General features: G+C 65.3%; 19 protein-coding genes and 1 tRNA gene. 10 read left to right on the top strand and 10 right to left on the bottom strand.

Annotated features, from left to right (window positions below):
* Positions 1-5: 5 nt before the first annotated feature.
* Together QFZ70_RS07660 and QFZ70_RS07655 are read right to left on the bottom strand one after the other, a co-directional pair.
* Positions 6-743 (bottom strand): zinc ribbon domain-containing protein, encoded by a 738-nt coding sequence (locus tag QFZ70_RS07660; RefSeq protein WP_307094794.1) that lies wholly within the window; start codon positions 741-743, stop codon positions 6-8.
* 121 nt (positions 744-864) lie between these two features.
* Positions 865-1,788, bottom strand: a complete 924-nt coding sequence (locus tag QFZ70_RS07655; protein WP_307094793.1) for a Nif3-like dinuclear metal center hexameric protein — start codon at positions 1,786-1,788, stop codon at positions 865-867.
* A gap of 100 nt (positions 1,789-1,888) precedes the next feature.
* Here QFZ70_RS07655 and msrA point away from each other — a divergent pair, with 100 nt between their 5' ends.
* The 3 genes from msrA (at position 1,889) to epsC (ending at position 4,038) form a co-directional block, all read left to right on the top strand.
* Positions 1,889-2,413: a peptide-methionine (S)-S-oxide reductase MsrA gene (gene msrA, locus QFZ70_RS07650; protein ID WP_307094792.1), complete on the top strand. Its 525-nt coding sequence runs from the start codon at positions 1,889-1,891 to the stop codon at positions 2,411-2,413.
* A 64-nt stretch (positions 2,414-2,477) separates the two neighbouring features.
* A complete protein-coding gene (gene cysK, locus QFZ70_RS07645; protein ID WP_307094791.1) occupies positions 2,478-3,413 on the top strand; it encodes a cysteine synthase A in 936 nt (311 codons plus the stop codon).
* A 40-nt stretch (positions 3,414-3,453) separates the two neighbouring features.
* Positions 3,454-4,038, top strand: a complete 585-nt coding sequence (gene epsC / locus QFZ70_RS07640; protein ID WP_307094790.1) for a serine O-acetyltransferase EpsC — start codon at positions 3,454-3,456, stop codon at positions 4,036-4,038.
* Between the two features lie 85 nt (positions 4,039-4,123).
* Here the strand turns inward: epsC and gndA are convergent, their stop codons facing one another.
* Positions 4,124-5,560 carry an NADP-dependent phosphogluconate dehydrogenase gene (gene gndA / locus QFZ70_RS07635; protein WP_307094789.1) on the bottom strand — a complete coding sequence of 479 codons (1,437 nt, stop codon included), beginning with the start codon at positions 5,558-5,560 and terminating at the stop codon, positions 4,124-4,126.
* A 201-nt stretch (positions 5,561-5,761) separates the two neighbouring features.
* Here gndA and QFZ70_RS07630 point away from each other — a divergent pair, with 201 nt between their 5' ends.
* Positions 5,762-6,487, top strand: a complete 726-nt coding sequence (locus QFZ70_RS07630; protein WP_307094788.1) for a FadR/GntR family transcriptional regulator — start codon at positions 5,762-5,764, stop codon at positions 6,485-6,487.
* Positions 6,488-6,695: 208 nt separating this feature from the next.
* Here QFZ70_RS07630 and QFZ70_RS07625 read toward each other — a convergent pair whose 3' ends face one another.
* The 5 genes from QFZ70_RS07625 to QFZ70_RS07605 all read right to left on the bottom strand — a co-directional run bounded on the left by QFZ70_RS07625 (position 6,696) and on the right by QFZ70_RS07605 (position 9,111).
* On the bottom strand, positions 6,696-6,986 hold the full coding sequence (locus tag QFZ70_RS07625; RefSeq protein ID WP_307094787.1) for a hypothetical protein: 291 nt from the start codon (positions 6,984-6,986) through the stop codon (positions 6,696-6,698).
* Positions 6,987-7,090: 104 nt separating this feature from the next.
* Positions 7,091-7,163 (bottom strand) — tRNA-Val (locus tag QFZ70_RS07620).
* A gap of 110 nt (positions 7,164-7,273) precedes the next feature.
* The gene (locus QFZ70_RS07615) at positions 7,274-8,194 is read right to left on the bottom strand and encodes an NAD-dependent protein deacetylase (RefSeq protein ID WP_307094786.1); all 921 of its coding nucleotides are present in this window, start codon (positions 8,192-8,194) and stop codon (positions 7,274-7,276) included.
* Positions 8,195-8,200: 6 nt separating this feature from the next.
* Positions 8,201-8,695, bottom strand: a complete 495-nt coding sequence (locus tag QFZ70_RS07610; protein ID WP_307094785.1) for a peroxiredoxin — start codon at positions 8,693-8,695, stop codon at positions 8,201-8,203.
* Complete coding sequence (locus QFZ70_RS07605) at positions 8,692-9,111, bottom strand: DUF3052 domain-containing protein (protein WP_104045256.1); 420 nt, start codon at positions 9,109-9,111, stop codon at positions 8,692-8,694. The genes QFZ70_RS07610 and QFZ70_RS07605 overlap by 4 nt, the downstream gene beginning before the upstream one ends.
* 428 nt (positions 9,112-9,539) lie before the next feature.
* Between QFZ70_RS07605 and aceE the strand changes: the two genes are divergently transcribed.
* The 6 genes from aceE to QFZ70_RS07575 all read left to right on the top strand — a co-directional run bounded on the left by aceE (position 9,540) and on the right by QFZ70_RS07575 (position 17,509).
* Positions 9,540-12,281 carry a pyruvate dehydrogenase (acetyl-transferring), homodimeric type gene (aceE, locus tag QFZ70_RS07600; RefSeq protein WP_307094784.1) on the top strand — a complete coding sequence of 914 codons (2,742 nt, stop codon included), beginning with the start codon at positions 9,540-9,542 and terminating at the stop codon, positions 12,279-12,281.
* A 174-nt stretch (positions 12,282-12,455) separates the two neighbouring features.
* Positions 12,456-13,700, top strand: coding sequence for a CdaR family transcriptional regulator (locus QFZ70_RS07595; RefSeq protein WP_307094783.1), 1,245 nt, complete (start codon positions 12,456-12,458; stop codon positions 13,698-13,700).
* 88 nt (positions 13,701-13,788) lie between these two features.
* On the top strand, positions 13,789-14,718 hold the full coding sequence (locus tag QFZ70_RS07590) for an ACP S-malonyltransferase (protein WP_307094782.1): 930 nt from the start codon (positions 13,789-13,791) through the stop codon (positions 14,716-14,718).
* Complete coding sequence (locus QFZ70_RS07585) at positions 14,715-15,776, top strand: beta-ketoacyl-ACP synthase III (RefSeq protein ID WP_307094781.1); 1,062 nt, start codon at positions 14,715-14,717, stop codon at positions 15,774-15,776. Before QFZ70_RS07590 ends, QFZ70_RS07585 begins: the two co-directional genes overlap by 4 nt.
* A gap of 80 nt (positions 15,777-15,856) precedes the next feature.
* Complete coding sequence (locus tag QFZ70_RS07580; RefSeq protein WP_009359314.1) at positions 15,857-16,102, top strand: acyl carrier protein; 246 nt, start codon at positions 15,857-15,859, stop codon at positions 16,100-16,102.
* A 171-nt stretch (positions 16,103-16,273) separates the two neighbouring features.
* Positions 16,274-17,509, top strand: coding sequence for a beta-ketoacyl synthase (locus QFZ70_RS07575; protein ID WP_307094780.1), 1,236 nt, complete (start codon positions 16,274-16,276; stop codon positions 17,507-17,509).
* Positions 17,510-17,661: 152 nt separating this feature from the next.
* Here the strand turns inward: QFZ70_RS07575 and QFZ70_RS07570 are convergent, their stop codons facing one another.
* Together QFZ70_RS07570 and QFZ70_RS07565 are read right to left on the bottom strand one after the other, a co-directional pair.
* A complete protein-coding gene (locus tag QFZ70_RS07570; RefSeq protein WP_104042113.1) occupies positions 17,662-18,165 on the bottom strand; it encodes a DUF3145 domain-containing protein in 504 nt (167 codons plus the stop codon).
* A gap of 259 nt (positions 18,166-18,424) precedes the next feature.
* Positions 18,425-19,351 (bottom strand): tyrosine recombinase XerC, encoded by a 927-nt coding sequence (locus QFZ70_RS07565; RefSeq protein WP_307094779.1) that lies wholly within the window; start codon positions 19,349-19,351, stop codon positions 18,425-18,427.
* Positions 19,352-19,417: the final 66 nt, after the last annotated feature.

The following is a 19,417-nucleotide window of genomic DNA, read 5'->3' as shown; positions in this document are numbered from 1 at the left end:
TTGGGTCAGGCCCACTCTTCGGAACGGACCAGGATGGCGCCGGAGTCAGGGCAGAAGACGATGTCGTCGGCGGGAGCTGCTTTGATCTCGGCGAGGTCACCGGGGCTCAGCTTCATTCCCGAGGCTTCGGACGTGCCGTGGAACAGTCGGGCCGCACCCACCCCGCGCTTGGCAAGGGTCTTTTCGTACACGGCCAGCATCCCGGCGTCGAGCGCGGCAGCGAACTCGGCGCGCTGGGTTCGGAGTCCACCGGCTTCGGCCTCAACTTCGGCCAGGGCTGCATCCAGCTCGGCGCGGATGCTGCCAAAGGATCCCTGGATGTCGTCCACGATTGCCTGCTGTTTTGCCTGCGTTGCCCGGAGCGAGTCGAGCCGCTCCAGAACCTCGAGCTCGACGTCCTCCAGGTCCGAGCGCCGCTTGTTCAGGGAAGCGATGTCCTTCTGCAATGCAACGAGGTCCTTGGACAGACCCGTCCCGCTGTTGAGCTTTGCCTCATCCCGTTCAATGCGCGATGCCACCTGCTCCACGTCCGCCTCGGCACGCTTCAGCTCGGCCTCGGCATCGTGCACCGCCACCTTCGCGGAGCCAAGCTCACCGTTCGCGACCGACAGGGCCGCTTCGAGGTCCTTGATCCGGGGATCGTTCTCCAGCGAGCGGCGGCGGTTGGCGAGGGACCTCAGCCGGGCGTCAAGCCCCTGCAGGTCAAGCAACTTCAACTGTTCCGCCGGTGCTGCCTTCGCCACTGTTACCTCCGCTTGATCCCTTCCGGCCGGGGCCGGGCACCTGGACGGCGCTTCCTCGACTCTAGCGCCTGGCCTGCTCCCCTGCCTCGCACGCCCGCCCGGGGCGCCCCGCACGCCAGGCTTAGCCCGGAGTCAGGATAAAATCCCAGGGGTCGCTGTTGGTGGTGCTGACCCGGATTTCGACGTCGTGGCCTTGGTCGGACAGGACGTTGCCCAGTGCTGCGGCAGCTGCCGGCAGCCACAGCCATTCGCTGGCGAAGTGCGATACGTCCACCAGGTAGGGCCGGCCGTTCAGGGACGCTTCCCGCGCCTCGGATGCCGGGTGGTGGCGCAGGTCGGCAGTGACGTAGACGTCCGCGTTGCTGGCCCGCACCTCGTTGAACAGCGTCTCCCCGGCGCCGCCGCAGACGGCAATCCTGCGCACCAGCCCGTCCTTGTCCCCGGAGACCCGCACTCCCCCCGCCACGGAGGGCAGGATGCCGAAGACCCGCGCTGCGAAATCCCCCAGGGTCATGGCATCTGCCAGGTCACCTACGCGCCCAATCCCCTCCTCAGGGAGCCCGTTGGCGGCCACCGTGAGCGGGGCGACGTCCTGCAGGCCCAAGGCGTCGGCGAGTACGTCGGATACACCCCCGACGGCGGAATCACCGTTGGTATGAACGGTCAAGAGGGCGGTGCCCGACTCAATCAGCCGATGGACGGCCCTGCCTTTGGGGGTGGTGGCCGCGACCGTGGTGACACCCTTCAGGAGCAGCGGATGATGGGTGATGAGGAGCTCCGCCCCCCACTCCACCGCCTCCTCGATGACCTCGAGGGTGGGGTCCACGGCAAACATCACACGGGTCACCGGAGCGGTGGGGTGCCCTGCCACCAGTCCGACCTCGTCCCAGTTCTCGGCCAGGGACTCAGGCCACAGTTCCTCCACAGCCAGGAGCAGCTCACCCAGGGTCGGAGCCTGGGGCCGGCCGTCCGCCGTCTCCTCCTCGGAGGGGGCATCGCCGTCGTGATTCTCCTGGCCGGTAACGTCAGTGTCCACAGGTTCCATAGTCTTAGTTTTACCCCATCCACGCCGCCCGGACCCCCGTTTGAAGCGGCGCCGCGAACCGGCGGGGAATCATCCCGCGCCGCGGACCATTGAAGAGGTCATGAAAACTTTTGTTTTAGGCGGAGGCTGCTTCTGGTGCCTTGACGCTGTCTACCAGAAAACCAAGGGCGTCACCGCAGTGGTGTCCGGCTACACCGGGGGCCACGATCCCCACCCGGACTACTACTCGGTCTGCAACGGCACCACCGGCCATGCCGAGGTGGTGGCGGTCACGTTCGACGAGGACGTGATCCCCGCGGAGGTCATCCTGGACATGTTCTTCGCCCTGCACGATCCCACAACGCTCAACCGGCAGGGGTACGACGTCGGCACGCAGTACCGCTCGTCCATGTTCTATGAGACGACCGAAGAGAAGATCCTGTTTGAGGAAGCCATCGACCGGAACCAGGCTCTGTGGGCGAATCCCATCGTTACCGAGGTCAGCCGGCTCCCCCGGTTCTACGTGGCGGAGGAATTCCACCAGAACTACTACGCCAAGCACCCCGAGCAGGGGTACTGCCAGGTGATAATCAACCCCAAGCTCGCCAAGGCCAGGAAATATTACTCTGCGTGGCTTAACGCTTAGCGGGCGTTACGCGGCCTCGTTAGGCTGACCTCAGTATTCACCCCTCAAAGATAGGCGTATGTACATGGCACGGATCTATGACGATGTAACCCAGTTGGTCGGCGGCACGCCGCTGGTGAAGCTCAACCGGCTCAGCGAGGGGCTGGATGCCACCGTCGCCGTCAAGCTTGAGTTCTACAACCCGGCCAACAGCGTCAAGGACCGCATCGGCGTGGCCATCGTGGACGCAGCGGAGAAGTCCGGCGCCCTGAAGCCCGGCGGAACCATCGTTGAAGGCACCTCCGGCAACACCGGCATCGCCCTGGCCATGGTGGGCGCTGCCCGCGGCTACAAGGTCATCCTGACCATGCCCGAGACCATGTCCACCGAGCGCCGGGTCATGCTGCGCGCTTTCGGCGCGGAGATCGTCCTCACGCCCGGCTCGGAGGGCATGCGCGGCGCCGTCGAAAAGGCCCAGGAAATTGTGGCCAACACCGAGAACTCCATCTGGGCCCAGCAGTTCGCCAACGAGGCCAACCCGGAGGTCCACCGCAACACCACGGCCGAGGAAATCTGGGCTGACACCGACGGCGCCGTAGACATCTTTGTCGCCGGCGTCGGCACCGGCGGTACCGTCACCGGCGTCGGACAGGTTTTGAAGGAACGTAAGCCCGGAGTCCAGATCGTGGCCGTGGAGCCCAAGGACTCCGCGATCCTCAACGGCGGCGCACCCGGCCCGCACAAGATCCAGGGCATCGGCGCGAACTTCGTCCCCGAAATCCTGGATACCAACGTCTACGACGAAGTCCTTGACGCCACCCTTGAAGACTCCGTCCGCGTTGCCCGCGAGCTCGGTGTCAAGGAAGGCATCCTGGGCGGCATCTCCTCCGGCGCCATCGTCTGGGGCGCCCTGGAGCTGGCAAAGCGCCCGGAGAACGCAGGCAAGCTGATCGTTGCCGTGGTCTGCGACTTCGGCGAGCGTTACATCTCGACGGTTCTCTATGACGATATCCGCGGCTGATTAAAACCGCCGTCCGCCCGTTTCCTGTAGAAAGAACTCTGTGGGCTTTATTGCAAGACTGAAGGAAGACCTCGACGCCGCCCGGTCCCACGACCCGGCGGCTCGAGGTTCTTTTGAGAACTTTTTCGCGTACTCCGGGCTGCATGCCATCTGGGTTCACCGCCTGACGCACCGCATGTGGCAAAACCCTGCCCTGCGGTTCCCTGCGCGGCTGCTTTCCCAGCTGGGCCGGTCCTGGACAGGCATCGAAATCCATCCGGGCGCCACCATCGGCCGCAGGTTTTTCATTGACCACGGCATGGGTGTGGTCATCGGTGAGACCGCCGAGATCGGGGAGGATGTGATGATCTATCACGGGGTCACGCTCGGCGGCCGCTCCCTTGCCAGAATCAAACGGCACCCCACCATCGGCGACCGCGTGACCATCGGCGCGGGTGCCAAAATCCTGGGGCCGATTACCATCGGCCGCGACAGTGCCGTGGGCGCCAACGCTGTGGTGGTTAAGGACGCCCCGCCGGAATCGATTGTTACCGGTGTTCCCGCCAAATGGCGCCACCGGGACGCACAGCGGGAAACCAAGCCCGCAGTGGACCCGGCTGAATACGACATCGAATACCGGATCTGACCCTCTAGGGGGTACAAACCGTACAAGCGGAAGGCCGGCAGTTCCAACTGGAACTGCCGGCCTTCCGCTTACCTGATGGTGGCTGCTAGTGGGTGTCCACTGCCTCGATCTCGGACTTGTCCTCTCCCCAGAGGGTGTGGAAGGTGCCCTCGGCGTCGACGCGGCCGTAGGTGTGGGCGCCGAAGAGGTCGCGCTGGCCCTGGATCAGGGCGGCAGCGACGCGCTTGCGGCGCAGACCATCGTAGTAGGCCAGCGAGGAGGAGAACACGGGCACCGGGATGCCCAGCTGGACAGCCGTAGCAACCACGCGGCGCCAGGCGGGAACGGCCTCCGCGATGGCCTTGGTGAAGGCCGGGGCGAACAGCAGGTTGGCGGGCTTCTCATCTGCGGCGTAGGCCTTGGTGATGTCCTTGAGCAGCTCGGCCCGGATGATGCAGCCGGCGCGCCACAGGGACGCGATCTCGTCCAGCTTCAGGTCCCAGCCGTATTCCTTGGCTGCGGACGTGAGCATGTCCAGGCCCTGGGCGTAGGAGACCAGCTTGGAGGCGTAGAGTGCCTGCCGGACGTCCTCAACGAAGGTCTCCGGGATTTCCACCGAAGCCTCGTTGCCGGCCAGGAGCTCCTGGCCGAGCTTGCGCTGGCCCGCCTGCGAGGAGAGAGCCCGTGCGAACACGGATTCTGCGATGCCGGAGACCGGGGAGCCCAGTTCCAGTGCGGAGATGACCGTCCAGCGGCCAGTGCCCTTCTGGCCGGCGGCGTCCACCACGACGTCCACGAACGGCTTGCCGGTCTTGGCGTCCACGTGGCCGAGGACCTCTGCGGAGATTTCGATCAGGAAGGAGGAGAGCTCGCCCTTGTTCCACTCGGAAAAGATGTTGGACTGCTCTGCCGGCTCGATGCCTGCACCGGAGCGCAGCAGGTCGAACGCCTCGCCGATAACCTGCATGTCGGCGTATTCAATGCCGTTGTGGACCATCTTGACGAAGTGGCCGGCGCCGTCAGTTCCCACCCAGGCGCAGCACGGTTCGCCGTCCACCTTTGCGGAGATCTTTTCCAGCAGCGGGCCGAGGGCCTCGTAGGACTCCTTGGAACCGCCGGGCATGATGGAGGGGCCGTTCAGGGCGCCCTCTTCCCCGCCGGAGACGCCGACGCCCACGAAGTGCAGGTCCTTCTTGGCCAGTGCGGCTTCGCGGCGGCGGGTGTCCTCGTAGTGGGAGTTGCCGGCGTCGATGATGATGTCGCCGGCTTCCAGCAGCGGTTCCAGTTGCTCAATGACAGAGTCAACTGGCTTGCCGGCCTTCACCATGATGAGGACGCGGCGGGGCTTTTCCAGGGAGTCCACCAGTTCCTGGAGGGTTTCGGTCCGGACAAAATCACCGTCCGTGCCGTGCTTTTCGAGCAGGGCGTCGGTCTTCTCCACGGACCTGTTGTGCAGTGCGACCGTGAAGCCGTTCCGCGCGAGGTTGCGGGCCAGGTTGGCACCCATGACCGCGAGGCCGGTGACACCGATGTGTGCAGACATCAAAACTCCAATTCATACTGTGCGTTGGATGTGCAGTGGCTCCCTTTGCGCGGAAGCACGGTTGCAGACCGAGGGTCTGAATAAAGCATATATATTCGGCGGGTCACGGGAAAGTAACGCCCACCTACTGGAACCTTTTGTGTCGCCGGCCGTCCAGGACGAAAGACCGGCGGAGCAAGGGCTCGCACTAGGCTTAGCTGCATGACCACCAGCCTGCACCACCGTGCCATCGAGAACCTGGGCACCCGCATTGTTGCAGGCAACCTCCCTGCCGGCCACGTGATGCTGGCGGAGCAGCTGGAGGATGAGCTGAAGGTGTCCCGGTCTGTCATCCGCGAGGCAGTCCGCGTGCTGCAGTCCCTCGGACTGGTGGAAACCACCAAGCGGGTGGGCATCAGGGTCCTGCCGCCCAGCCGCTGGAACCCCTTCGACCCGCAGGTCATCAGGTGGCGCCTGGCCAGCGACGCGCGTGGCGCCCAGCTGCGTTCTCTCGCGGAGCTGCGTGCCGCCGTCGAGCCCGCAGCTGCGGAACTCGCCGCCGAGAACGCCCCGGTGCCGCTGCGCCTGGAACTAGTGGATGTGGCCTACGCAATGCGCGACGCCGGACACAACGGCGAGGTGCCCCGCTTCCTTGAGCTGGACATCCAGTTCCATTCCCTGTTGCTCTCCGGTTCGGGCAACGAGATGTTCGCCAACCTGATGGGGCAGGTGGCCGAGACCCTTACTGGACGCACTGTCCACGGCCTGATGCCGGACCATCCGCACGAGGCCGCCCTGCAGTGGCACGTCGACGTTGCGGAGGCAATTGCCAGGGGTGACGCCCCCGCGGCGCGTCATGCCTCGGACCGGATCATGCGCCGGACCATGTCCCAGATGTCCGATACCTGGACGGAGCAGCCGCGCGTTTTTATTCCGGTGCGCCACTGAATTGAACGCCCCGCCAGGAGGTGCCGCCGGCCGGACCCTTTTCGATTGAGTCATCGGAGGCCTCCGCGCGCAGCAGCGACACGCGACGGGGACAACTTTCTTGTTTCCGGCAGTTCACGGTATATTCATTTCAGGCCCTCCACCGCGGCATCCCCCAATGGTCGCGGTGGAGGGTTTTCCAATGCCCGGATCCCCCTCGGACGCCCTGTCAAGCAGCGTCCGCGACTGCTTCGCGCAGGCGCCACCCGCCGCCCACACCGTCCCTTTCCAGCAGCATGGTGGTCAGCGCGGAGCCGCTATTGCCCCCGAGCCTCACTTGCACCTGCAGGACTTCGACGTCCACCCTGCTGTGGCCCTTCGGCATCCTCCGGTTGACTTCCCACCAGTTGACCCGCTCAAACCAGCGGACGGGCTCGGCCCCTACCGTCCATTCCCTGCCGTTGCTCACTACCGCCGACGGCATGCCATTGCTCCCCGTCCGCACCATCACGTGTTCCATGCCTGCAAACTACGGCAGGGCACCGACATTTCGGCCGGCGAAGACCGGGCAACGCAAAAACCCTGCCGCTTCCGCCTTCAGGCGGAAACAACAGGGTTTCCTTGTGGGTCCTACCGGGATCGAACCGATGACATCCACGGTGTAAACGTGGCGCTCTACCAGCTGAGCTAAAGACCCTAAACGGCTGAATCCGGCGCTTGAGCGTCGCAACCAACGAAAATAGACTCTACCGGACGCAGGCCGGGAAACGCGAATCGGCTCTGCCAGCGTGCCTGTGCAGCGTCCTGTCAGAGGGCTGGGAGCTCAGCGGCAAGCCAGCTCAGTGCTTCACTGACGCCCGCTTCGAGCTTTATCGTCGCTTTGTCATCGCCGCGCGTCTGCCCCCGGTTGATGATGATCACCGGCTTCCCGTCCCTGGCAGCGTGCCTGACGAAACGCAGCCCGCTCATCACCGTCAAAGAAGATCCCGCCACAACCAGCGCCCCGGCGTCGTCAACCATCCCGTACGCGCGTTCCACCCGCTCTTTGGGCACGTTCTCACCGAAATACACGAAGTCGGGCTTCAACGTTCCGCCGCACGCAGGGCAGACAGCCACCACAAAGCTGCTGATCAGCGCCTGGTCTTCAACCGTGGCATCTGCGTCCGGCGCCATTTCCACCAGGCCCGTTTCCGCTGCCCGGGGCAGGAACTCCGGGTTCAGCTCCTCCAGCACCCCCGCCAGCAGGCGCCTGGAATAAGTCCGGCGGCAGTCCAGGCACACCACCTGGTCATACCTGCCGTGCAGGTCAACAACGTTGACGCTCCCGGCATCCTCGTGCAGGCGGTCAACGTTCTGGGTGATCAAGCCGGTGAGATAGCCCCGCCGCTCAAGTTCCGCGGAAGCGTGATGGCCCTGGTTGGGATCTGCATGGCGGAGGTGGGACCAGCCGATGTGGTTCCGGGCCCAATAGCGCTGCCTGTTGGCGGCGTCCTTAGTGAACTCCTGGTACGTCATGGGAGTACGCGGAGGCGACCCGGGTCCGCGGTAGTCCGGGATACCCGAATCAGTACTCAGCCCAGCGCCCGTCAGCAGGGCGAAGCGGTTGCCGGCGAGGACGCCCCGAATCCGGAGCAGGATCTCAAGCTCGTCCGGGGAAGGCCGCGCCGCGGCCACCGGCGGCATGCTGGCGAAGCCTGTGAGGCCAACACCCGCCCGCCGCTGTTCCATGGGCGGTCAGACCTGCCCCAGGCCGGCCAAAGCCGCGCGGTATTCCTGGAGGTCCCGGGCCTGGCCGCGCGGGTTCACCACTGAATACCGGACAGTTCCGGCGGCATCGATGATGAATGTGCCACGCTTTGCCATGCCACTGTCCGCATCGAAGACGCCGTAGGCGGCAGCTACGGCACCGTGTGGCCAGAAGTCAGCCAGCAGGTCAAAGCCGTACCCTTCCTGGGCGCCGTACGCACGCAGGCTGAACTTGCTGTCAACAGACACAGCCAGGACCGTGGCATTGGCGTCCTCGAACATGGCCAGGTTGTCCCGAATCTCGCACAGCTCCCCGGTACAGATGCCGGAGAAAGCGAACGGATAGAAGACCAGGACCACATTCTGGCCGCGGAAGGATGACAGCCGGACCGGTTCGCCGAACTGGTTGGCGAGTTCAAAGTCAGGTGCCGGCCCGCCGACCGCGGGCACAGCTTGAGTGGCAGCGGCAAGCGCTGCCGTCACTTGTTTTTCCTGCTCACCAGACGGGCTGCGCTCCAGTCCTTGGAGACGCCTGCCGAGGTTGTTACGTGCAGGCCGGCCGTCGGTGCGGCCTCCTGGATGTCCGCCGGTGAGACGTACCCGGTCCTTCCGGACTTCGGAGTCAGGACCCAGACAACACCGGTTTCGCTGAGCGTGGTCAGCGAATCCATCAGGCTGTCCACCAGGTCGCCGTCGCCGTCGCGCCACCAGAGGATAACGGCGTCCGCCACCTCATGGTCGTCCTCATCCAGCAGCTCTGAACCCGTGAAGTCTTCAATGTCGTCACGCAAGTCGAAATCGACGTCGTCGTCGTAACCGAACTCCTGAATCAGATCCCCGTTCTTGAAACCCAATTTTTCCGCCACATTTACCGAAGTGGCGGCGTCGGCCTCGCTCACGTGTTCCTCCAATGCCTCGTACATGCAGTGCGCATAGTGATTTCCATTACTCCCAAGCCAACACCCTTTGTGCCTGCGCTTCAAGCTGACGCCCCCGGGATGGCGCATATTCTGCGTCACACCTGATGAGGCGAGCCCGCCGCGCAGCGGCTTTTCGTCACACAACCAGTATGACGGCGAAATACAGCAGAGCCGCCAAAGCCGCGGCTACGCATCGCGCTGACGTGAGAGTTAGAGTGGCAGGTGACAACTATGCCTGCGGGGCAACAACCCTGTAACTCCAATGCAGATGTAGGAATGCTAGGACCCTGCCCGGCACACATGACCGGGCTGTTGTAACCGATACGTCGCACACGGCGTATATACGCCGGGCGGTCACCCTGCCCGGCCTGAGTGCGCCATCAAATGCGCGCAAAGAGAGGTTGGACGTGGCTGCAGGAGAAGATACCTCCCATATCCTCAGCGGGTTGACTAACCAGCTGCCTGATCGTGATCCGGAAGAGACCGCCGAGTGGGTTGAGTCCCTGGATTCGTTGATCAGGGAACAGGGCACCGAGCGTGCCCAATACATCATGCGGAGCCTGCTGCAGCGTGCCGGTGCGCAGAGCGTCGGGGTGCCGATGGTGACCACCACCGATTACGTGAACACCATCCCGGTGGACCAGGAAGCTGCGTTCCCGGGCAACGAGGAGTTCGAGCGCCGGTACCGGGCGTACATGCGGTGGAACGCCGCGGTGATGGTGCACCGGTCCCAGCGGCCGAACATCGGCGTGGGCGGGCACATCTCCACCTATGCCGGGGCCGCGACGCTGTATGAGGTGGGTTTCAACCACTTCTTCCGCGGCAAGGACCACCCCGGGGGCGGGGACCAGGTCTTCTTCCAGGGCCACGCCTCCCCCGGCATGTACGCCCGGGCGTTCATGGAAGGCCGGCTCGGCGAGGAGGACCTGGACGGGTTCCGGCAGGAAAAGTCCCGGCAGGGCCACGCCCTGTCCTCCTACCCGCACCCGCGGCTGATGCCGGAGTTCTGGGAATTCCCCACCGTGTCCATGGGCATCGGGCCGATGAACGCGATCTACCAGGCCCAGTCCAACCGGTACCTGCACAACCGGGGCTTGAAGGACACCAGTGACCAGCAGGTCTGGGCGTTCCTGGGCGATGGGGAAATGGACGAGCCCGAATCCCGCGGCCTGCTCCAGCTCGCCGCGAACGAGAACCTGGACAACCTGAACTTCGTGATCAACTGCAACCTTCAGCGCCTGGACGGGCCGGTGCGCGGCAACGGCAAGATCATGCAGGAACTCGAGGCGTTCTTCCGTGGCGCGGGCTGGAACGTGATCAAGGTCGTCTGGGGCCGGGAATGGGATGACCTGCTCACCAGGGACACCGACGGGTCGCTGGTGAAGATCATGAACGAAACCCCCGACGGTGATTACCAGACCTACAAGGCCGAATCCGGCGGGTTCGTCCGCGAACACTTCTTCGGCAAAGACCCGGCGACGAAGGACCTCGTCGCGGACCTGACCGATGACCAGATCTGGAACCTCAAACGCGGCGGCCACGACTACCGCAAGGTCTACGCCGCGTACAAGGCAGCAACCGAATTCAAGGGCAAACCCACCGTTGTCCTCGCCAAAACCGTCAAGGGCTACGGACTCGGACCCCACTTCGAGGGCCGCAACGCGACCCACCAAATGAAGAAACTCACCCTCGACGACCTGAAGAAGTTCCGCGACCACCTGCGGATCCCCATCACGGACGAGCAGCTCGAAAAAGACCCGTACCAGCCCCCGTACTACCACCCCGGCACGGACGCCCCGGAAATCCAGTACATGATGGAACGCCGCGCCGCCCTGGGCGGTTCGGTCCCGGAACGCCGGTCCAAGCACGCCGAGATCACCTTGCCGGACGCCAAGTCCTACGAAGTGGCCAAGCGCGGCTCGGGCAAGCAGCAGGCCGCCACCACCATGGCCTTCGTGCGGTTGCTCAAGGACCTGATGCGGGACAAGGAGTTCGGCAAGCACATCGCCCCGATCATCCCGGATGAGGCGCGCACGTTCGGTATGGACGCGTTCTTCCCCACCGCGAAGATCTACAACCCCAAGGGCCAGAACTACCTCTCCGTGGACCGGGACCTCGTCCTGGCCTACAAGGAATCCCCCGCCGGCCAGCTGATCCACCCCGGCATCAACGAAGCCGGCGCCGTCGCAGCCTTCACCGCCGCCGGCACCGCCTACGCCACCCACGGCGTGCCCCTGGTCCCGGTCTACGTGTTCTACTCCATGTTCGGCTTCCAGCGCACCGGCGACGCCTTCTGGGCAGCAGCAGACCAGATGACCCGCGGCTTCATCATCGGCGCCACCGCAGGCCGGACCACCCTCACCGGCGAAGGCCTCCAGCACGCCGACGGCCACTCCCCGCTCCTGGCCTCGACCAACCCGGCAGTGGTCACCTACGACCCCGCCTACGGCTACGAAATGGGCCACATCATCCGCGACGGCCTCGAACGCATGTACGGGCCCGACTCGGAAGACCGGAACCTCATGTACTACCTCACGGTCTACAACGAGCCCATCACCCAGCCCGCCGAACCGGAGGAGCTGGACGTGGAGGGTGTCCTCAAGGGCATCTACCTGCTGGCCCCGGCAAAGATCGACGGTCCCCGGACCCAGATCCTGGCTTCCGGCGTGTCGGTGCCCTGGGCACTCGAGGCGCAGCAGCTCCTGGCCGACGACTGGGGCGTCTCCGCAGACGTCTGGTCCGTCACGTCCTGGAACGAACTGCGCCGCGACGGCATGGCTGCCGAGGAGGAAGCCTTCCTTAACCCCGGCCAGCCCGCGCGCGTCCCGTTCGTGACCCGGCAGCTCGAAGGGGCCACCGGCCCGGTTGTTGCCGTGTCGGACTACATGAAGGCCGTCCCGGACCAGATCCGCCAGTTCGTGCCGAACGAGTTCGCAACGCTCGGCGCCGACGGCTTTGGCTTCTCCGACACCCGTGCCGCAGCCCGCCGCTTCTTCAAGAACGACATCCACTCCATCGTGGTGCGTTCACTGGAGATGCTGGCCCGCCGCGGTGAGGTTGACGCGCAGGCACCGATGAAGGCGATCGACAAGTACCGGCTGCACAACGTCAATGCCGGTTCCACCGGCAACGCCGGAGGCGAGTCCTAGGACACGCACCTAACCTGCGGCGACCCCGCGAAGCGCGGACGACGGCGGCCCCCACCGAAAGGCGGGGGCCGCCGTCGTCCGTATTACGGCAGGGACCGGCTGTGACGCACAACCAACGGGATTGTAGCCTTTGCACAAATGGAGCTTGCCGGGCAGTGGCCGTATGCTCAAAGAATGCCAGCACCAGCCACCCCGTCCGCCAAGCGCAAACCGTCCACGCCGAAGGTCACGCCGGAGAAGTCCGAAACGCTCAAAAAGCTGCGGGCAAACGTGGGCCAGCTTTCCACCACCACCTTGCGGGAGTTGGAGAAATCCCTCCCCTGGTACGGCCGGCTCAGCTCGGATGAACGGTCCGCCCTAGGCATGGTGGCCCAGAACGGCATCGCCGCCTTTGTGACCTGGTACGAACGCCCAAGTTCCCCGTCCTGGATCCTTACCGACGTCTTCGGGACGGCCCCAACGGAACTGACCCGGTCCATCAGCCTCCAGAAAGCGCTGCAGCTGATCCGGATCGTGGTGGAGGTGGTGGAGGACCAGGTTCCGGTCATTGCTCCGGAAGCTGACCAGCCTTCCCTTCGTGAGGCCGTTCTACGCTATTCCCGTGAGGTAGCGTTCGCCGCGGCCGACGTTTATGCACGGGCGGCCGAATCCCGCGGCTCCTGGGACACCCGGCTGGAAGCGCTGATCGTGGATGCCATCCTTCGCGGCGAAAACACTGACGCCCTGCGCTCGAGGATCGCGGCCTTGGGCTGGAAGGCGCAGGAACGGTTCACCGTTATGGTGGGCAACTCCCCCTCCGAGCCGAGCGCCAGCTACGTCAGCGAGCTCCGGCGAATGGCAGGACGCTACGCGGAGGACGCCCTTGTGGGCATCCAGGGCGATCGCCTGATCCTGATCCTGGGCGGCGTTTCGGACCGGGAAACCGCCTACGTGAAGCTCAGTGACATGTTCGCGCCCGGCCCCGTGGTGTACGGGCCAGAAGCCGGATCCCTGCTGGAGGCCAGCGGCTCGGCCCAGTCCGCCTTCGCCGGCCTGACGGCAGCCCGGGCCTGGCCTTCCGCGCCCCGGCCGGTTGCCGCCGACGACCTGCTGCCGGAGCGGGTGATCTCAGGAGACGACGCCGCCCGCCGCTCGTTGGTCAAGAACATCTACCGCCCGCTCATGGCAGCGTCCAACGGGCTGGTGGAAACCCTTGGAACCTACCTGGAACTGGGCCATTCCCTTGAGGCAACAGCCCGCGAACTCTTTGTCCACGCCAACACCGTCAGGTACCGGCTGAAGCGTGTCTGCGACGTCACGGGCTGGGATCCGCTCCTCCCGAGGGAGGCGTTTGTCCTTCAGGCAGCGCTTGTGGTGGGCCGCCTTTCCGCCCCGCCCAAGGCTGCTGTTGAGCGTCACCCGGCACGGAACCAGCCCTAAGGCGTTGTAGACTTCCTACAACCTGACCCCGTGAGCTTGGTGCGGACAAACACCGCTGAATCACACAGTAATTTGGAAAGCTGGTTACGTGCTTGCAATAGTCTGCCCTGGACAGGGCTCACAAACCCCGGGTTTTCTGGCCCCCTGGCTGGAACTGCCCCCGGTGGCAGGCCAGCTGGCCTCCCTGAGCGACATCGCAGGCATCGACCTGATCGCCCATGGGACCACCTCGGACGAGGAAACCATCAAGGACACTGCCGTGGCGCAGCCCCTGATTGTTGCCGCCGGGCTGGTGGCCGCAGCTTCCCTCTTCGACGTCGAGCTCAGCTCCCTGCCGGTCATCCTGGCGGGCCATTCCGTCGGTGAAATAACCGCTTCGGCCCTTGCCGGCGTCCTGACGGAGCAGGAAGCCATGACCTTCGTCCGCGAGCGTGCCAACAGCATGGCATCCGCCGCGGCCGTCACCCCCACCGGCATGAGTGCCGTGGTGGGCGGGGACCCGGCAGAGGTGCTGGCAGCCATCGAAGCGGCCGGCGCCACCCCTGCGAACGTCAACGGCGCGGGCCAGACCGTGGCCGCGGGCACGTTCGACCAGCTGAAAGCCCTCGCCGAAAACCCGCCGGCGAAGGCGCGCGTCATCCCGCTGAAGGTGGCAGGCGCGTTCCACACCAGCCACATGTCACCTGCTGTCACCGCCCTCACGGCACTGGCGCCCGCGCTGAAGCCGCAGGCGCCGAAGGTACCCCTCCTGTCCAATTACGACGGCGGACCGGTCACCGATGGCGGGGCCGCCGTCGGCAGCCTGATCGCCCAGGTGTCACGCCCGGTCCGCTGGGACCTGTGCATGGAAAGCATGGTCGAGCGGGGTGTGACCGGCGTGATCGAGCTTGCTCCTGCCGGAACGCTCGCCGGGCTGGCCAAGCGCGGCATGCCCGGCGTCAAGACCGTTGCGGTCAAGACCCCCGATGATCTTTCCGCCGCCCTCGCGCTCTTCGCAGAACTGGAGGGCAACGCATGAGCGTTCCCACACTGAAACAGGCTCCCCTTCAGGAACACACCCGGATCCTCGGCCTCGGCGCCTACCGGCCGGACATCATCGTCACCAATGAGGATGTCTGCCAGTGGATCGATTCCTCCGATGAATGGATTCGGCAGCGGACCGGAATCGTGACGCGGCACCGTGCGGCCGCCGACGTCAGCGTCATCGATATGGCCGAGGGTGCTGCCCGTGAGGCCATGGAGAAGGCCGGAGTTGAAGCATCAGACCTCGGTGCCGTTATTGTTTCCACGGTCACCCACCCTTACGCCACGCCGTCTGCCGCCGCGAGCCTGGCAGACCGCCTCGGTGCCACCCCCGCACCTGCCTTTGACATCTCTGCAGCGTGCGCCGGCTACTGCTACGGCATTGCCCAGGGCGACGCACTCGTCCGTTCAGGCGCCGCGAAGTACGTCCTGGTGGTCGGCGCAGAGAAGCTGTCCGACGTTATCGACAACCGGGAACGCACTATCTCCTTCCTGCTCGGAGACGGAGCCGGCGCCGTCGTCATCGGCCCGTCCGAGACTCCCGGCATCGCACCCTCCGTGTGGGGATCCGACGGCAGCAAGTGGGACGCCATCGGGATGACCCGGTCCATGCTGGATGTCCGCGACCTGGGCATGGCTGCCCGGCAGTCAGACTCCACAGGTGACCTTGCCCTGCTCGAAGAAGCCCAGGAGCTCTACCCCACGCTGCGGCAGGACGGCCAGACCGTATTCCGGTGGGCAGTCTGGGAAATGGCAAAGGTGGCCCAGCAAGCACTGGAGGCCGCCGGCGTAGAAGCCGAGGACCTTGTGGCGTTTATCCCCCACCAGGCCAATATGCGCATCATCGACGAGATGGTGAAGAAGCTGAAGCTACCCGAGACGGTTACAGTGGCACGGGACATTGCCGACGCTGGAAACACCTCTGCGGCATCCATCCCCTTGGCCACACACCGGCTCCTGGCGGAGAAGCCGGAACTCAGTGGCGGGCTGGCCCTCCAGATCGGCTTCGGCGCCGGGCTGGTCTTCGGCGCGCAGGTAGTTGTCCTTCCCTAGGAACGCCCCCAACAGGCCGCAACCGCGTCCTGGACCATTTCCGGCAGCCCCTGCCGGCAATACAAGAAAAGGAGCCATCAATGGCTAGCAACGAAGAGATCCTGGCCGGCTTGGCTGAAATCGTCAACGAGGAAACCGGCCTGGCCCCGGAGGCCGTGGAGCTGGACAAGTCCTTCACCGAGGACCTGGACATCGACTCCATCTCCATGATGACCATCGTGGTCAACGCTGAAGAGAAGTTCGGCGTGCGCATCCCGGACGAAGAGGTCAAGAACCTCAAGACCGTCGGCGACGCCGTGAGCTTCATCGCCGGAGCACAGGCCTAGCCAAGGCTTTAGCCGTCTATCGGCTTGGCGGGCTGCCGGTTCGGATGACCGGACCGGCAGCCCGCCGCATTTTTCCGGCACCCTGCTCCCAGCGGAGCGGTGCCGACCATCAATACGCGGGACCCTCCGGTAAGCCGGAGCCGGAATCCCCACCGACGAAAGAGTGATCCCATGACACGCAAAGTAGTCATCACCGGTCTGGGTGCCACCACGCCCATCGGCGGCGATGTACCCACGATGTGGAACAACGCGCTCAAGGGGGTCTCCGGTGCCCGCACCCTGGAGGACGACTGGGTAGCGAAGTATGAACTTCCCGTCCACTTCGCCGCCCGCTGCAGCACGCCCGCCCTCGAGGTACTCAGCCGGGTTGAGGCCAAGCGGATGGACCCCTCGACCCAGTTCGGCGTTATCGCCGCCCGTGAGGCCTGGGCCGACTCCGGTATCACCGACTTCGACAAGGACCGGTTGGCTGTTGCGTTCGCCACCGGCATCGGCGGAGTCTGGACCCTGCTGGACGCCTGGGACACGCTGAAGGAAAAAGGCCCCCGCCGCGTCCTCCCCATGACCGTTCCCATGCTGATGCCCAACGGTGTTGCCGCCGCCGTCAGCCTGGACCTCGGCGCCCGCGCCGGAGCCCACACCCCGGTTTCCGCCTGCGCCTCCGGCACCGAAGCCCTGCACCTGGGCCTGGACCTGATCCGCTCAGGCAAGGCAGATGTGGTGATGTGCGGCGGCGCCGAAGCAGCCATCCACCCTATGCCGTTGGCCGCGTTCGCATCCATGCAGGCGCTGTCACGCCGCAATGACGACCCCCAGGCAGCCTCACGCCCCTATGACCTGGGCCGCGATGGCTTTGTGATGGGCGAGGGCGCAGGCGCCCTGGTCCTCGAAGCCGAAGAACACGCCCTGGCCCGTGGAGCCCGGATTTACGGTGAGCTCGCCGGCACCTCCGTTACGGCTGACGCATACCACATCACCGCTCCGGACCCTGCAGGCCTTGGCGCCACCCGCGCACTCAAGGCAGCCATGTTTGATGGCCGCATCCAGGCAGAGGACGTGGTGCATGTGAACGCCCACGCCACCTCGACTCCCGTCGGTGACAAGCCCGAGTACACCGCACTGCGCGCCGCACTCGGCAACCACATCGACAACGTTGCGGTCTCCGCCACCAAGTCGCAGATGGGCCACCTCCTCGGTGCATCCGGTGCCGTGGAGGCCGTGCTCACAGTGCTGGCCGTCTACGACCGGAAGGCCCCGGTCACGATCAACCTTGAGAACCAGGATCCGGAGATCCCGCTCGACGTCGTCACCTCCGCCCGCGACCTGCCCGCCGGCAACATCGTGGCCCTGAGCAACTCCTTCGGCTTCGGCGGACACAACGCCGTGGTGGCTGTGCGCAGCGTTTAGTTCCTCCCGGGGGTTGCCGCCCCTACGCAAACAGGAGGCCCCGCCGGTTGGCGGGGCCTCCTGTTGTGCTATGGGGATTGATTCCTGGTTTTACTGTCGGCCGATGTTTCCCCGTTGCCGAATTACGACCGCGGCGGGCGGGTATGGGCCCGTCAGCCCACCTGGTGCAGCCAGCGTACGGGAGCGCCCTCTGCAGCATGCCGGAAGGGCTCAAGCTCCTCATCCCAGGCCTCGCCAAGAGCCAGGGACAGCTCGTGGTACACGGCAGCGGGATCACCTGCGCCCGACTCATAGGCGTAACGGATCCGATCTTCAGAGACCATGATGTTGCCGTGGACGTCGGTGACGGCGTGGAAGATACCCAGTTCGGGCGTGTGCGACCAGCGGCCGCCGTCAACACCCTGGCTGGGTTCCTCGGTGACCTCATACCGGAGGTGGGCCCAGCCGCGGAGGGACGAGGCAAGCTGAGCGCCCGTTCCGGGCGCACCGGTCCAGGACAGCTCGGCCCGGAACATTCCGGGCGCAGCAGGCTGAGGGGTCCACTCAAGATCCGTCCGCTTATCCACGACGGAGCCAATGGCCCACTCAACGTGAGGGCACAAAGCAGTTGGGGCTGAGTGAACAAACAGCACACCTCGGGTCATTGCAACAGACATTCCATCCTCCATAGCTCTAGGTACGTCTTCCCCAACGACCTCTGCCTGGATGGAACTGCTGTGCCCTGCATACGGGGCTGCTCCCTGCCATATATTCAGTTGTTCAGATTGAGCAGTGTCCGGACTTGCTGGTCCGCACGAAGCAAAGGAGCTTCAAGCGGGACTTGAAAGTTGCCGGACGTGATTCTCATTGTGCCGTACACCGCGTAATTACGCCAGTGCGATTCGCGATTGGTACAAGCCCTGTGACGATCAGCCGTCAGGCCCTGGGATGCGCCTGCTGGTAGCTGTTTCGCAGCCGGTCCACAGAAACATGTGTGTAGATCTGGGTAGTGGCCAGGCTGCTGTGGCCCAGAATTTCCTGGACGGCACGCAGATCGGCGCCGCCATCCAGCAGGTGGGTGGCGGCCGAGTGCCGAAGGGCGTGCGGACCTGACGCCGAAGTATCACCCAGGGCCTCCAGGAGTTTGTTGACCAGCTCCCGGACCTGGCGCTGGTCCACCCGGCTGCCCCTGGACCCCAGAAAGAGGGCCGGGCCGCTGGCGTCCCGAACCAAGAGCGGCCGGCCGCGCCGCAGCCAGTCGTCCAGGGCCAGCGCCGCCGGCACGCCGTAGGGAACGGTGCGTTCCTTGTTTCCTTTGCCGACAACACGCAGGGTGCGGCGGTCCGGGTCCAGGTCGTCGATGTCCAGTCCTGCGAGCTCTCCAACGCGGACGCCTGTGGCATATAGCAGTTCGACGATGGCCCGGTTTCGGACCGGCAGCGGCTCACCGCCCGCGGCGGCTTCCTCCAGGGTGGTCAGCAGTCGCCTCAGCTGCTGCGACTGCAGGACTCCGGGCAGGGTGCGTTCCCGTTTCGGAGCCTTGAGCCGCAGCGACGGGTCGGAGTCGATGCGCTCTTCCCTGAGGGCCCACGCTGTGAATGCACGGGCGGTGGCCGCCCGGCGGGCAAGCGTGGAGCGGGCGACACCCGCCTGGCTCTGTGCTCCCAGCCACCGCCGAAGGGTTCCGAGCTCGAGGTCCTCCAACCGGGTGGCGCCTTCGGAAGCGGCGTGGGCCAGGAGGCTGCGCAGGTCCCCCAGGTACGCCCGCAGGGTGTGGGCGGACATGGCCCGCTCCCCCGACAGGTACTGGGAGAAGGCATCCGATGCCCGGCTCAGCTCCCGCGGCAATTCCTTGTTCTCCACCTTCCTACTGTCTCAGGTGTTGCCGGGGTTCAGGTGGCTGACACGGCACGCATTACGCACCGGTGC

Origin of the sequence: Arthrobacter sp. V1I9 (assembly GCF_030817075.1) — a bacterium.
In the GTDB taxonomy this organism is placed as follows: Bacteria; Actinomycetota; Actinomycetes; order Actinomycetales; family Micrococcaceae; genus Arthrobacter.
Note: the sequence above shows the minus strand (reverse complement) of the source record. Positions and strands in the feature narration are given on the sequence as shown.

Coding starts and splice junctions, on each gene's coding strand:
- QFZ70_RS07655 (WP_307094793.1), bottom strand. CDS start 1,788: ATGGAACCTGTGGACACTGACGTTACCGGCCAGGAGAATCACGACGGC.
- msrA (WP_307094792.1), top strand. CDS start 1,889: ATGAAAACTTTTGTTTTAGGCGGAGGCTGCTTCTGGTGCCTTGACGCT.
- cysK (WP_307094791.1), top strand. CDS start 2,478: ATGGCACGGATCTATGACGATGTAACCCAGTTGGTCGGCGGCACGCCG.
- gndA (WP_307094789.1), bottom strand. CDS start 5,560: ATGTCTGCACACATCGGTGTCACCGGCCTCGCGGTCATGGGTGCCAAC.
- QFZ70_RS07630 (WP_307094788.1), top strand. CDS start 5,762: ATGACCACCAGCCTGCACCACCGTGCCATCGAGAACCTGGGCACCCGC.
- QFZ70_RS07625 (WP_307094787.1), bottom strand. CDS start 6,986: ATGGAACACGTGATGGTGCGGACGGGGAGCAATGGCATGCCGTCGGCG.
- QFZ70_RS07615 (WP_307094786.1), bottom strand. CDS start 8,194: ATGGAACAGCGGCGGGCGGGTGTTGGCCTCACAGGCTTCGCCAGCATG.
- QFZ70_RS07595 (WP_307094783.1), top strand. CDS start 12,456: ATGCCAGCACCAGCCACCCCGTCCGCCAAGCGCAAACCGTCCACGCCG.
- QFZ70_RS07585 (WP_307094781.1), top strand. CDS start 14,715: ATGAGCGTTCCCACACTGAAACAGGCTCCCCTTCAGGAACACACCCGG.
- QFZ70_RS07580 (WP_009359314.1), top strand. CDS start 15,857: ATGGCTAGCAACGAAGAGATCCTGGCCGGCTTGGCTGAAATCGTCAAC.
- QFZ70_RS07575 (WP_307094780.1), top strand. CDS start 16,274: ATGACACGCAAAGTAGTCATCACCGGTCTGGGTGCCACCACGCCCATC.
- QFZ70_RS07570 (WP_104042113.1), bottom strand. CDS start 18,165: ATGTCTGTTGCAATGACCCGAGGTGTGCTGTTTGTTCACTCAGCCCCA.